The sequence below is a fragment of the Arthrobacter sp. YC-RL1 genome, from assembly GCF_001454985.1.
GTDB lineage: Bacteria > Actinomycetota > Actinomycetes > Actinomycetales > Micrococcaceae > Glutamicibacter > Glutamicibacter soli.
Genome location: NZ_CP013297.1, coordinates 3428527 through 3442350, shown reverse-complemented (window position 1 = coordinate 3442350; position 13824 = coordinate 3428527). Strand labels below are relative to the sequence as shown.

The 13824-nt window shown below is 64.1% G+C and carries 10 protein-coding genes and 2 tRNA genes; 7 read left to right on the top strand and 5 right to left on the bottom strand.

Annotation, left to right across the window (positions count from 1 at the left end; translation table 11 throughout):
* Nucleotides 1-3: 3 nt before the first annotated feature.
* The gene (locus ATC04_RS19770) at nucleotides 4-975 is read right to left on the bottom strand and encodes a hypothetical protein (RefSeq protein ID WP_052772196.1); all 972 of its coding nucleotides are present in this window, start codon (nucleotides 973-975) and stop codon (nucleotides 4-6) included.
* A gap of 221 nt (nucleotides 976-1196) precedes the next feature.
* Between ATC04_RS19770 and ATC04_RS15835 the strand changes: the two genes are divergently transcribed.
* The 6 genes from ATC04_RS15835 (at nucleotide 1197) to ATC04_RS15810 (ending at nucleotide 9341) form a co-directional block, all read left to right on the top strand.
* The gene (locus ATC04_RS15835) at nucleotides 1197-3110 is read left to right on the top strand and encodes an ExeM/NucH family extracellular endonuclease (protein WP_047117972.1); all 1914 of its coding nucleotides are present in this window, start codon (nucleotides 1197-1199) and stop codon (nucleotides 3108-3110) included.
* Nucleotides 3111-3419: 309 nt separating this feature from the next.
* Nucleotides 3420-4751 (top strand): extracellular solute-binding protein, encoded by a 1332-nt coding sequence (locus ATC04_RS15830; RefSeq protein ID WP_047117971.1) that lies wholly within the window; start codon nucleotides 3420-3422, stop codon nucleotides 4749-4751.
* A 64-nt stretch (nucleotides 4752-4815) separates the two neighbouring features.
* Nucleotides 4816-5946 (top strand): sugar ABC transporter permease, encoded by a 1131-nt coding sequence (locus ATC04_RS15825; protein WP_047117970.1) that lies wholly within the window; start codon nucleotides 4816-4818, stop codon nucleotides 5944-5946.
* Nucleotides 5939-6820: a carbohydrate ABC transporter permease gene (locus ATC04_RS15820; protein ID WP_082123757.1), complete on the top strand. Its 882-nt coding sequence runs from the start codon at nucleotides 5939-5941 to the stop codon at nucleotides 6818-6820. The genes ATC04_RS15825 and ATC04_RS15820 overlap by 8 nt, the downstream gene beginning before the upstream one ends.
* Nucleotides 6820-8238, top strand: coding sequence for a GH1 family beta-glucosidase (locus ATC04_RS15815; RefSeq protein ID WP_047117969.1), 1419 nt, complete (start codon nucleotides 6820-6822; stop codon nucleotides 8236-8238). Before ATC04_RS15820 ends, ATC04_RS15815 begins: the two co-directional genes overlap by 1 nt.
* A gap of 89 nt (nucleotides 8239-8327) precedes the next feature.
* A complete protein-coding gene (locus ATC04_RS15810) occupies nucleotides 8328-9341 on the top strand; it encodes a LacI family DNA-binding transcriptional regulator (RefSeq protein ID WP_047117968.1) in 1014 nt (337 codons plus the stop codon).
* 90 nt (nucleotides 9342-9431) lie between these two features.
* Here ATC04_RS15810 and ATC04_RS15805 read toward each other — a convergent pair.
* The 3 genes from ATC04_RS15805 to ATC04_RS15795 all read right to left on the bottom strand — a co-directional run bounded on the left by ATC04_RS15805 (nucleotide 9432) and on the right by ATC04_RS15795 (nucleotide 10311).
* A tRNA-Arg gene (locus ATC04_RS15805) sits at nucleotides 9432-9505 on the bottom strand.
* A 90-nt stretch (nucleotides 9506-9595) separates the two neighbouring features.
* A complete protein-coding gene (locus ATC04_RS15800) occupies nucleotides 9596-10036 on the bottom strand; it encodes a GNAT family protein (protein ID WP_353579997.1) in 441 nt (146 codons plus the stop codon).
* A 201-nt stretch (nucleotides 10037-10237) separates the two neighbouring features.
* Nucleotides 10238-10311: transfer RNA gene (locus ATC04_RS15795), tRNA-Arg, on the bottom strand.
* A gap of 318 nt (nucleotides 10312-10629) precedes the next feature.
* On the opposite strand from ATC04_RS15795, the gene ATC04_RS15790 reads away from it, so the two are divergent.
* Nucleotides 10630-12462, top strand: a complete 1833-nt coding sequence (locus ATC04_RS15790; RefSeq protein ID WP_047117967.1) for a phosphoenolpyruvate carboxykinase (GTP) — start codon at nucleotides 10630-10632, stop codon at nucleotides 12460-12462.
* 87 nt (nucleotides 12463-12549) lie between these two features.
* Here ATC04_RS15790 and ATC04_RS15785 read toward each other — a convergent pair whose 3' ends face one another.
* Complete coding sequence (locus tag ATC04_RS15785; RefSeq protein ID WP_047117966.1) at nucleotides 12550-13752, bottom strand: multidrug effflux MFS transporter; 1203 nt, start codon at nucleotides 13750-13752, stop codon at nucleotides 12550-12552.
* Between the last annotated feature and the right edge of the window lie 72 nt (nucleotides 13753-13824).

Genomic DNA, 13824 nt, shown 5'->3' with positions numbered 1-13824 from the left:
GGGTTAGTCCTTTGCTTGGCTGGGGTCGCTGGCCGGCCGCGGGGTCGGCGTGGGGGTGTCCTGTTCTTCCGGCGTTCCGGGTTCCGCGCTGGCCGATGGGTCTTGAACCGGTTCGGAAGGCTCGGGTTCGGCGGGCTCCGATTCGGCGGGCTCGTGCGGCGGTTCTGCGACGGCCGGCACCATGGCGGTGGCCGGCTCGATCGGCATAACCGGCTCGGCAGGCTCACCTGGTTCGGACGGTTCGACGTGCTCGTCCAGCCCGGTCCGGATCCGGTCATCGGAGTCCTCGGAGGTTTCTTCCGGCGCGGCGTCGGGGAGCGGTGCAGGTGCTTCATCCGATGCGAGGCCATCGGCCCATTCGGCCACCCCGAGGTAGGCCACCGGACCGGTCCAGCTGTCGGGGATCCGGGCCACCGTGGCGACCACGGCGAACTGGCGGTCCGACAGGGCAAAGCGCTCCAGGGCTTCGAGCCATGCCTCGTCCTCGCCCAGGTGCCGGTCGGGCGAATCCACGACCAGCAGCCTGATCTGCGGATTCTCGGCGGCCAGCTGCGTGAGCATCTCGGTCATGCGCACTGGATCGACCGCGTCGACCCAGTCGCCGGCGATGTCGCCGTAGCCGTGCTCCGCCATCCACTTCTTGGGATTCGGCTTGCGCCACGGCGGCGAGGGGATCAGCGAGAGGTCCTCGCTGACCACGTCCCGGACCTTCAGGTGCGCCTCGGGATCGTTGATGTTCGGGGAGTCGACCACCGCGCTGTGCTTGCGCAGGTGGGCCAGGCGCGAGCTACTGCCCCAGGTCACCGTGCCGCCGCCGGGCTTCATCCGGCCTGAAAGCAGCAGGGCCAACGCGGTGCGCGCGCCCTGCGGTTCCCCGGCGACAAGCAGCATTTCCCCGGGCGCGACGCTCAGGGAAGTGGGCGGAACCAGTTCGCTATGGCGCCCCTGGAATGAAATCGAGTCTGCAACAAGCACGTTAACGAGACTAATTGAACTGACCGGTCAGTTCAATTAGTGGGAATATCTTTTGCATCACCTCTGGACGTAAAGCGCGTAATGCATTTGGATGATTCATGAGCTGTCACCGAGTGCGCCCGGGGGAATTCACGGCGAATTCAAGTTCGTCTGGTTTATTCGGTGCTGAGCTTACGGCGCGGTCACCTGTCCGCGCTCACGACACCGACGTTGGGAATCACATGCGCAAACGCACCAGCATGGCTCTTGCGGCCGCTGTTCTGGGCGCCAGCCTCGCGGCTGGCGGAATCGTGCCGGCCACGGCCGACGACTCCGGAATCACCTCGATCGAGGAAATCCAGGGAACCACCGACGCTTCTCCTCTCGCGGGGCAAAAGGTGACGGTCCAGGGTGTAGTCACCGGGGCCTATGCCGAAGGCGGCATCCGCGGCTTCTACCTGCAGACCGCGGGCAGCGGCGCGGAGATCTCGCCGCTGGGCAGCTCCGGCATCTTCATCTACGCGCCGCGGCAGGTTTCCTCGCTCGCCGTGGGCGACCACGTGGAAGTCGCGGGCACCGTGTCCGAATACTTCGGTCTGACCCAGATCAGCGCCTCCGGCGTGCAGCAGCTGGACGAACCGGCCGAAGCGGTCAAGCCGCTGGCGATCGCGCTGCCGGCCTCGGATGCCGCCCGCGAGCGCTTCGAATCCATGGTGGTCGACCCGCAGGGTCGGTTCACTGTCTCGGACAACTACTCGCTGAACCAGTTCGGCGAGGTCACCCTCGCGCAGGGAACCAGCAGCATCGTGCCCGGAGAGCGCACGCTGCGCCAGCCCACCGACGTCTTCGCCCCGGGCAGCGCCCAGGCCCTGCAGCTGGCCGCCGAGAACGAGCAGCGGGCCATCGTGCTGGACGACGGCGCGACGCTGAACTTCTCAAGCGCCTCCAACACCTCGGTGCCGCTGCCGTACCTCGATGCGCAGCGCCGGGTCACCGTGGGAGCGGCTGCGACCTTCACCGATCCGGTGATCATGGACTACCGCTACGACCTGTGGAGGCTGCAGCCGACCGGACAGGTGACCGGTGCGCAGGATGCTGACATCCCGGTCAGCTTCGAGCAGATCGACAGCGGCGAGCCGGAGGACGTCGGGGGCAATGTGAGCGTCGGCAGCTTCAACGTGCTCAACTACTTCACGACTACCGGCGACAGCCTCGAGGGCTGCACCTACTACAACGACCGCCAGGGTGTTCCGGTGACGGTGCGCGGGGGCTGCGACGCCCGCGGCGCGGCCACGGAGGCAAGTCTGGAGCGGCAGCAGTCCAAGATCGTGGCGGCGCTGAACAAGTTCGACGCCGACGTCGTGGTGCTTGAGGAGATCGAGAACTCGGCGCGCTTCGGCCAGGACCGCGACGCCGCGCTGGCGCACCTGGTTGGCGAGTTGAATGCCGCGGCCGGGGAGAACCGCTGGAGCTACGTGCCGAGCCCCGGCGCGGTTCGGGCCGACGAGGACGTGATTCGCACGGCGATGATCTACCAGCGCGATGCGGTGAAGCTGATCGGCAAGTCCACGATCCTCCAGGACCCCGCCTTCGACAACGCCCGCGACCCGATGGCCCAGGCCTTCCAGCGTGTGGGCGGCAACCAGAAGACCCGCTTCCTGGTGGTTGCCAACCACTTCAAGTCCAAGGGATCCGATCCCAAGGACGGGTCGGCCAACGCCGACAAGGGCGACGGCCAGGGCGCGTGGAACGCCGCGCGCGTCGAGCAGGCCACCGCGCTGGTCGAGTTCGCCGATTCGCTGAAGAAGACCTCGAACACCGACCAGATCCTGCTGGCCGGTGACTTCAACTCCTACTCGGCCGAGGATCCGATCAAGGTGCTGGCCGATGCCGGGTACGTCGACCTGGGCGCCGCGGCGGATTCGCGCAGCTACCTGTTTGCCGGGCTGACCGGTTCGCTAGACCACGTCTTCGCCTCGAAGCCGTTGGCGCGGAAGGTGGCAGGACAGGACATCTGGAACATCAACGCGACCGAATCCATCGGCTACGAGTACAGCCGCTACAACTACAACGTGACCCAGCTGGTCACCGGAGACCAGTACCGCTCCTCTGACCACGATCCGGTGCTGGTGGGCCTGCAGCTGGACAAGAAATAGCGGCGCCAGGCTAATAGCTGCCGGGCCCGGTCGCCTGCGCGCAGATTGCGTGCACGCGACCGGGCCGCTTGCGTCGACGCCCCGACGGCAGGGAAATTGGGGGTTGACACTTCGTGGATCCCCGGGCAATCTTAGTGGAGATGATTTGTGAGAGCGCTCACACGGTTGATGCGCGAGTGCTGTTGCGACTCATGCTGCATCGGAAACTCTGCGGAGTTTTATTTTTTCCTCAATTTTGAGAGCGCTCTCACGACATCTCGGGACGCTCGAAATTTCACTCGCAAGCTCAGCACTCTGAACGGAGTCACCGTGGACATCACACGCACATCCCGCATCGCCAAAGCGGCCGCCGTCGCCGGAAGCCTGGCCCTGCTGGCCACAGGTTGCGGCGGCAACAACAACGCGACCAGTGAACAGCCGGCATCCCCAGACAACCCGATCACCCTGACAGTGATCACCTTCGGCACCATGGGGCTGGATGACCTGTATACGAAGTACGAATCAGAGAATCCGGGAGTCAAGATCCAGGCGACGAACATTGATACCGGCGGCAACGCGCTGACCGACTGGAAAACCAAGCAGGCGGCAGGTGCGGGCCTTCCCGACGTGCAGGCCGTCGAGGAGGGGTGGCTTGGCCAGGTCATGACCGTCTCCGACTCGTTCACCGACCTGCGCGACTACGGCGCGGGTGACATTGCCGGCCAATGGGTCGACTGGAAGGTCCAGCAGGCCACCGACGACGAAGGCCGAATCATCGGCTACGGCACCGACATCGGGCCGATGGGGCTGTGCTACAACGCGGACCTCTTCAAGGAAGCGGGCCTGCCCAGCGAGCGCGATGCGGTGGCCGAACTCTTCGGTGGCGACAACGCCACCTGGGAGCAGTTCGTCGACGTTGGCAAGGACTACGTGAAGGCCTCGGACAAGGCCTTCTACGACCAATCCGGCTTCGTATGGAATTCCATGGTCAACCAGCTCGACGAGGGCTACTACAAGGCCGACGGAACCTTGAACATCGAGGGCAACACGCAGCTGCGCGAGCGCTGGGACCTGCTGGCCGATGCGGCCTCCAACGGACTGTCTTCCGGGCAGACCCAGTGGGACTGGGGCAAGGGACAGGCATTCGTCGACGGTTCCTTCGCCACCATGCCGTGTCCGGGATGGATGCTCGGAGTCGTCAAGGGGCAGATCGAGGGCGCCGGCGGCGATTCGACCGACGGCTGGGACTTCGCAGATGTCTTCCCCGGCGGTCCCGCGAACTGGGGCGGGACCTTCCTGACCGTGCCTGCGACCTCGGAGCATCCTGCCGAGGCGGCGAAGCTGGCCCAGTGGCTGACCAGCGCGGATTCCCAAGCCGCCGCCTTCGAGGTGGCCGGAACCTTCCCGAGCAGCCTCGACGCCCAGCAGTCCGAAGCGGTGACCGGATCCAACGAGCTGACCGAGTTCTTCAACGACGCGCCGATCGGGAAGATCCTGGCCAACCGCGCCGAGGGAGTCAAGGCCCAGTTCAAGGGGCCGAACGACTCGGTCATCCAGGAGCAGGTCTTCGGCCCGGCCACCATCGCGCTGGATTCCGGAACGGATGGACAGAAAGCGTGGAACGACGCGCTGGCAACCCTGAAGGACCTGGACATCAAGTAGCGGCCGACGCAATCGGTACCCGGGTCTGCCGACCCGGGTACCGAGGAAGAAGCGAACAATTTTCATGAGCACCATGACCAACAAGCCTCCCGGAGCCAGCACCGGGCCTGCCGGGCGCAAAGCTCGGCCGTCAGCACCCACACCCGAGAAGCTCCGGGAGGACCAGCTGACCGGGAAACAGCGGCACCGCCACTTCTTCAGCCGGCTGGACTACAAGTACTCGCCGTACCTCTACGTTGCACCGTTCTTCATCCTCTTCGCACTCGTCGGGCTCTTCCCGCTGGTCTACACCTTCGTGGTCTCCATCAACGACTGGGATCTGCTGGGCGGAGCGGGGGAGTGGGTGGGGCTGGAAAACTATACCGCGGAGTTGTCCTCGCCGCTGTTCTGGAACTCCCTGTTTAATACGTTCAGCATCTTCCTGCTCTCGGCCATCCCGCAGCTGGCGATCGCGACGTTCATCGCCGCGATGCTGGACCAGAACCTCCGAGCCAAGACCTTCTGGCGCATGAGCGTGCTGGTGCCCTATGTGGTGACCCCGGTCGCCGTCACGCTGATCTTCTCCAACGCCTTCGACGAAAAATACGGCTTGATCAACAACCTGCTCCAGGTTTTCAACGTGGATCCAGTGGCTTGGAAGACCTCCGTGTTCCCATCCCACCTGGCCATAGCCACGATGGTGAACTGGCGCTGGACCGGATACAACGCGCTGATCCTGCTGGCCGCCATGCAGGCGGTTCCGCGCGAGCTGCACGAGTCGGCCGCGCTCGACGGCGCGGGCAAGCTGCGCAGGTTTTTCTCCATCACGCTGCCTAGCATCCGGCCGACCATGATCTTCGTGATCATCACGGCCACCATCGGCGGAATGCAGATCTTCACCGAGCCGAAGCTTTTCAACGCCAGCAGCTCGGTCCCCGGCGGACCCGACCGCCAATACCAGACAACCGTGCTGTATCTGTGGGATCTGGCGTTCAATCGCGGGGACTTCGGCCGGGCTTCGGCCGTGGCCTGGATGCTGTTCCTGATCATCATCCTCATCGGAGTCATCAACTTCCTGTTGTCCAGGAAGATCGCTTCCTCCGGCGAGAAGCGCGCCGGCCGCCGGCCAGCGCGTCTCGGCCGGAGAGCCGGCAAAACCGCCATACCGGCCAGCGGACAGGACATGGCAGAGGCCAGGAGGAGAAACCATGGTTAACCAGACCCTTAATAGGGCAGCCCCGCTGCCGCGACGCAAGCGGTCCCATAGCTTCACAACCGAAAGCCGGCCGGGATTCCTGGTCTACGGCATCCTGCTCGCGTTCTTCTTGGGCAGCACCTACCCGCTGTGGTATTCGATGGTCATCGGATCCTCGGATTCTGGGGTCTTCGCTTCGGCCTGGCCTCCGCTGCTGCCGGGCGGACACTTCTGGAGCAACGTGGCCGAGGTGTTCAACACCGTCGACTTCTGGGCGGCCCTGGGCAACAGCCTGGTGGTGTCCTCCGTGATCACGCTGTCGGTCGTGTCCTTCTCCACGCTGGCCGGGTACGCCTTCGCCAAGCTTCGTTTCCGCGGCCGCGAGGGCCTGCTGGTTTTCGTGATCGCGACCCTAGCGGTGCCCACCCAGCTGGGCATCATCCCGCTGTTCATGATGATGAAGGAATTCGGCTGGACCGGATCCCTGGGAGCCATCATGATCCCGACCCTCGTCACCGCGTTCGGGGTATTCTTCATGCGCCAGTATCTGGTGGACAACATTCCCGATGAACTGATCGAGGCGGCCCGCGTGGACGGCGCAAGCATGATCGGCACGTTCTGGCATGTGGGGGTGCCCGCCGCCCGCCCGGCCATGGCGATCTTGTCGCTGTTCACCTTCATGACCGCATGGACCGACTACCTGTGGCCAATGCTGGTGGCCCCGCAGAACCCCACGCTGCAGGTGGCATTGAGCCAACTGCAATCCGCCCGCTACGTCGACTACACCATCGTGATGGCCGGTGCGCTGATGGCCACCATCCCGCTGCTGGTACTGTTCGTTGTCGCAGGCAAGCAACTCGTCTCCGGAATCATGACAGGAGCTGTCAAAGGCTAATGACTCGACACCTATCCCAATCATTCGCATGGCCCGAGCACTTCATCTGGGGTTCGGCCACTGCAGCAGCGCAGATCGAAGGCGCAGGCCATTCCCACGGAAAAGAGGATTCCATCTGGGACGCGTTCGCCCGCAGGCCCGGGGCAATCGCCGGCGGGGAGGACCTGCAGGTCGCCGTGGACCACTACCATCGCTACCGCGAAGACGTGGCCCTGATGCGCGAACTGCATCTGGACTCCTATCGTTTCTCCACCAGCTGGGCCCGAATCGTACCCGGGGGACGTTTTGTCAACCAGCAGGGCCTGGACTTCTACTCGCGTCTGGTCGACGAACTGCTGGAGCACGACATCCTGCCCTGGCTGACGCTGTACCACTGGGACCTGCCGCAGGCACTGGAGGAACTCGGCGGCTGGGCCAACCGGGATACCGCGTTCCGATTCCTGGAGTATGCCGAGGTGGTCCATGCGAAGCTGGGGGACCGGGTCACCCACTGGACGACATTCAACGAGCCCTTGTGCTCATCGCTGATCGGCTACGCCGCTGGCGAGCACGCGCCGGGACGGCGGGAACCTGCCGCCGCGCTGGCCGCCGTGCACCACCAGCATCTGGCGCACGGGCTGGCCACTGCCCGGCTGCGCGAGCTGGGAGCAGAACACCTGGGCATCACCTTGAACCTGACCAACGCGGTGCCCGATGACCCCGCCGACCCGGTGGACCTTGAAGCCGCGCGCCGAATCGACGCCCTGTGGAACCGCATGTACCTGGACCCGATCTTGCGCGGCGGATACCCGGCAGACCTGTTGGAGGACGTCGGCGACCTCGGACTGAATGCGGTGATCAAGGACGCGGATGCGATGCTCATCGCGCAGCCCATCGATTTCCTCGGCGTCAACCACTACCATGACGACAATGTGTCCGGGCATCCGCTGGCCGCTGGCGAACCGGCGGCCCTGGTACCCACGGATTCGCCGAAATCCTCGCCGTTCGTCGGCAGCGAGCACGTCACCTTCCCCACCCGCCACCTTCCGCGCACGGCCATGGGCTGGGAGGTGAACCCGCAGGGGCTGCGCGTGCTGCTCAACCGGCTGCGGGACGACTATCCGAACTTGCCGCCGCTGTACATCACCGAAAACGGGGCGGCGTATGAGGACGCGGTCACCGCACAGGGCACGGTGGAGGACCCGGAGCGGGAGGAATACATTTTCAGCCATCTGGACGCGGTGGCCGGGGCCCTCTCCGACGGGGTGGACGTGCGGGGCTACTTTCTCTGGTCGCTGCTGGACAACTTCGAGTGGGCCTGGGGCTACAACAAGAGGTTTGGAATCATCCACGTGGACTACCGGACGCAGCAACGCACCATCAAGAACAGCGGCCGGGCCTACGCCAGGCTCATCGCCGCCAACCGTACAATGGCATGACGCCCGGACCCGGGGTGCGGCGATCAAACCGCGCCCCGGATCCCCAGCGTCCAGGATCGGCGAAAGCCCTTGAAGTAAAGAGAACAAGCATGTCCGAAGCACGCAAGCAGCAACCGACGCTGGAACTCGTTGCAGAGCGCGCCGGGGTCTCCCGCGCCACGGTGTCCCGCGTCGTCAATGGTTCGGAGAAGGTCAAACCGGAAGCGATGCGCGCGGTGGAACAGGCGATCCGAGAGCTGAACTACGTGCCCAACCGGGCGGCCCGCTCGCTGGCCCAAGGAAGAACCAACGCGATCGCGCTGGTGGTTCCGGAAAACACCGCAAAATTCTTCGCCGATCCGTATTTCGCAAAGGTGGTCCAGGGCGCCGCCCAGTATCTGGCTGATACCGAGTTCATGCTCTCGCTGCTGCTGTCCACCGAATCCGATCCCGGGAAAACCACACGCTATCTGCGCGGCGGCAATGTGGACGGCGCCCTGGTGCTGTCCCACCACTCCGCCGACCGTTCCTACGCGGATCTCGGCGGGCAGCTCCCGCTGGTGTTCGGCGGCCGAACCATGAGCACCGACCAGAACGAAATCTACGTGGTCGACATCGACAATATCGCCGCGGCGAAGCAGGCCACCAACGTGATCATCGATCGCGGACGCCGGCGCATCGCCACCATAGCCGGACCGCAGGATATGGGAGCGAGCCTCGACCGCCTGACCGGGTTCACCCAAGCGCTGGCCGAGTCGGGACTCGAACCAGCGGCGGTGCTGGAAGGCGATTTCACCCCCGATAGCGGACACCACCTGATGAGCCAGCTGATCGAATCGGGTGCAGACATCGACGGGTTGTTCGTGGCCAGCGCCCAAATGGCCTTCGGTGCGCTGCAGGCGATGGCGGGCGCCGGGCTCAATATTCCGCAGGATGTCTCCGTGACCACGGTCGACGACGACGCTTTCGCACGCAACGCCGTCCCGCCGCTGACCACGATTGCCCAGCATCCGGAGCGCCAAGGGGCGGTCATGGCCGAGATACTGATCAAACGGATCAATGGCGAAAGTGTGCCCGAATGGAGCATCATGGACACCGAATTAATCCTGCGCGCCTCGCACTAGCACTCTCAGGGGTGTCCTGCGTTCCGGCGGGAAGTCGGAGCGCAGGTTAAAACAAAAATTCCCACTCTTTCGAGTGGGAATTTCACTTTGTGCGCCCAAAGGGATTCGAACCCCTGACCTTCTGTTCCGTAGACAGACGCTCTATCCAGCTGAGCTATGGGCGCATATTCATTTGTTTGCCGCCTTGACGACTTAAATAACAATACACGAGATTCCGCGGCGGCAAAAATCGAAAAGGCCAAAAGTGCCCGGTCTCACATCGAAGGGAAGTCCTGCCCGGCAAGTGCCTCGTCGGGCCCGGTTTCCAGCAGGCGCTGGTAAAGGTCGTGGTCTTGCCAGTGGCCCGCGATCTTCAAATAGCCCGGCGCCATGCCGATCTGCTCGAAGCCGCATTTTTGCAGCACCCTTTGCGATGCGTGATTGTGCAGCAGCGTGCTGGCATCGATGCGGTGCAGGCCAAGGGCCGAGCCGGCGATTCGGCAGATGGCGCGCACCGCGAAGGTCGCTAATCCCCGGCCGGCCAGCTTGGCATCCATCCAGTATCCGAGGCTGGCGCTTTGAAAGGGCCCCCGGACAACCCCGGCGAGGGTGAAGCGTCCGATGATCCGGCCCTCCTCGAAGAGCGCCGCCGGATAGGCGAGCCCGGCGGCGTGGCTACCGAGCTGGATTTCGAGATTCCTCCGCTGCCAGTCCAGCGTGAAGAATTCCTCGGTGCGCTCGGGTTCCCAGGGGGGGCAGGTGTTCCCTGTTGCGACGATAGGCGGCGGCCAATTCCTCGGCGTCGCCCAGGTGAAGAAGGCGCAGTGTCGCGCCGTGGCTTGAACTCACTGGAAATTGCATAGCGCTCCTCGGGAAGCAAAAAAATTCCCACTCTTTCGAGTGGGAATTTCACTTTGTGCGCCCAAAGGGATTCGAACCCCTGACCTTCTGTTCCGTAGACAGACGCTCTATCCAGCTGAGCTATGGGCGCATATTTATTTGTTTTGATCCGCTGTGGCGAACCTCGAATAACTATACAGGTGGTTGCACGTACGTACAAATCGAGGGTGCGTACCGTCGGGAAGTGGCGGAAAACCGGTTTTATGAAGAACCGGAAAGGGTACCGGTCTACGTGACCTTCATCACATTAACGCGGGGTGCTGAATTGGCAAACCCCCGGAATTCCGGGGATCTGTACTAATTCACTTTAGCCCACCTTGAATCGTGAGGTTTGAGTCACAGGGTTTGGGGAAGTGCCACCCCCTAGCCTTGTTTTATCGCTAGTTCAGCCCAATGGAGGGAATCGACAATGAGCACGAGCTCGGATCAGAACGTAATCGACGCAGCGCCCACTTCGCATGTGAAGCTGGCAGCCTGGGTCGAGGAAGTTGCCGCACTGACGAAGCCGGATCGTGTTTATTGGGTTGACGGATCAGCTGAAGAGAATGACCGCCTGTGCGCCGAGCTCGTTGAAGCCGGCACCCTGGTCAAGCTGACCGACCCGAACTTCCCCAACTCCTACGCCGCATTCTCCGATCCCAAGGACGTTGCCCGCGTAGAAGAGCGCACCTTCATCTGCTCCGAAAAGGAAGAAGATGCGGGCTTCACCAACAACTGGGAAGACCCGAAGATCATGAAGGAGCGTCTGAACGGCCTGTTCGACGGCTCCATGCGCGGCCGCACCATGTACGTGATTCCTTTCGTCATGGGCCCGCTGGATGCAGAGCAGCCAGCCTACGGTGTCGAGCTGACCGACTCCGCCTACGTTGTCACCTCCATGCGCATCATGGCCAAGATCGGCAATGAAGTCCTGCGCAAGATGGAAGCGGAGAACGCTTTCTTCGTTCCTGCACTGCACTCGATTGGTGCCCCGCTTGAGCCGGGACAGGAAGATGTCGCCTGGCCGTGCAACGAAGACAAGTGGATCGTGCACTTCCCTGAAGAGCGCGCCATCATGTCCTACGGCTCCGGCTACGGCGGAAACGCCCTGCTGGGCAAGAAGTGCTACTCGCTGCGCATTGCCTCGGCCATGGCCCGCGACGAGGGCTGGCTTGCCGAGCACATGCTCATCCTGAAGCTGACCAGCCCGCAAAACAAGTCGTACCACATCGCAGCCGCCTTCCCGTCGGCCTGCGGCAAGACCAACCTGGCGCTGCTGGATCCGACCATCGACGGCTGGAAGACCGAGACCCTGGGCGATGACATCAACTGGATGCGCATCGGCAAGGACGGCGAACTGCGCGGCGTGAACCCTGAATACGGCCTGTTCGGCGTGGCGCCGGGCACCGGCTGGTCCACCAACCCGAACGCCATGCGCGCCATCACCAAGGGCAACTCCATCTTCACCAACGTCGCCCTGACCGACGAAGGCGGCGTGTGGTGGGAAGGCATGACCGACGAGGCTCCTGCGCACCTGATCGACTGGCTGGGCAACGACTGGACCCCTGAGTCCGGCACCAAGGCCGCGCACCCGAACTCCCGCTTCTGCACCCCGATCGACCAGGTCGACATGCTGTCGCAGGACTACTACTCGCCAAACGGCGTGAAGATCGACGCGATCCTGTTCGGCGGCCGCCGCAAGACCACCATCCCGCTGGTGACCGAGGCCCGCAGCTGGACCAACGGCATCTTCATGGGCTCGACCCTGTCCTCGGAGACCACCGCGGCAGCTGCCGGCGCCGTGGGCCAGGTCCGCCGCGACCCGATGGCCATGCTGCCATTCATCGGCTACAACGCCGGCGACTACCTGAACCACTGGGACCAGATCTCGGGCAAGCTCAATGAAGAGCAGATGCCGAAGATCTTCCTGGTCAACTGGTTCCGCCGCACCCCTGAGGGCGGCTTCGCCTGGCCTGGCTTCGGTGACAACTCGCGTGTCCTGAAGTGGGCAGTCGAGCGCATCGAAGGCACCGCAGATGCCAAGGAAACCGCCATCGGCTACGTGCCGACCGGCGAAGCCCTGGACCTGACCGGTCTTGACGGCTTTACCCCTGCCGACGTGGAAACCGCCGTTGCGGTGAACACCGACGAGTGGCTGACCGAGGTCGAGAGCATCGAAGAGTGGTACGCCAAGTTCGGCGAGGCGCTGCCGGCTTCGCTGCGCGCCGAGCTGGACGGCCTGAAGGCCCGCCTGAGCGCTTAGGCATTACAAGAGGATCCCCGGCCCCCCGCCATCCGCCCTTCGGTGCGGAGCACGGGTGCCGGGGATTTTTTGCGCCCGCCGGGATTCCTAACCCAGCTTCGGCTGGTGGAAGCGGTCCGCGGTGTAGACCAGGGCGCTGGCCGCGACGATGGCGCAGGCGAGCGCGGTGATCGAGAAGGCAATGGGGGAGTTATCGCCGCTCAGGCCGACCAGCGGGGTGGCCACCGCGCCGATGAAGAACTGCGCGCAGCCCAGCAGCGCGGAGCCGGATCCGGAAACCTCGCGGACCTCGGCCACGGCCAGCCCGGTGGTATTGCCCATGGTGAAGCCCACCGAGGTCACCATGACGAAGATGACCGCGGCCAGGGCCAGGCTGCGCACCCCCAGCTGGGCCATGACGGCCATGGCGATGCTGGAGGCCAGCAGGACGCTCAACGCGATGCTGATCGTGCGGCGCAGCGGTACGCGTGTGGCCAGCCGGGCCGAGACCAGGCCGGCGGTCACCAGCCCCAGCGAATTGATGCCGAAGAAGACCGCATAGCCCTGCGGGCTCAGGCCCATCACGTTCTGGTACAAGAATGGCGAGGTGGAGATGTAGGCCATCATCGCGCCGAAGGCGAACGCGAACTGGATCATGTAGCCCACGAACCGGGGCTTGGACAGCGCGATGCGCAGCGGCGCCACGAAGCTTCCCGTCGAGCGCTGGTGCTGCGGGTGGGTTTCCCGGTAGATGCCGAAGGAGCCCGCCGCCATCAGCAGCGCAATCAGGGCGATGAACCACAGCACGGTGCGGAAACCGCCAAACTCGCCGAGCACCGAGCCGATCAACGGTGCCACAGCCGGTGCCACGCCGCCGAAGGTCATCAGCAGCGAGAAGATGCGGGCGGTCTGCACGCCCCGGGTGGTGTCAGCGACGATGGCCTTGGAAATCACCAGGCCTGCCGCGCCGCCCAGGCCCTGCAGCGCGCGGGCTATCGTCAGCGTCGTCAGCGTAGGCGCCACGGCTGCCACGATGGATGCGACGACAAACAGCGCGGTGCCCCAGCGCAGCGGCTTGGCCCGGCCCAGCCGGTCGGAGAGCGGCCCCCAGAAGATTTGACCGAAGGCGATACCCATCAGGAACGCGGTCAGCGTGAGCTGGATTCCCGAAGCGGACGTGGCGAATTCGCGGGTCATTGCCGGAAAAGACGGCAGATACATGTCGGTGGCCAACGGGCCGGTGGTGCCCAGCAGGATCAGCAGGGCGAACAGCGGCGGCGTCAGGCGGGAACGTTCAGGGGCATTGGGCATGAGCCAATTCTATGGATCGCTGCAGGTGAACTGAGAAAGATGACCGCGCAATGCGAGGCGTATGAACCAAGG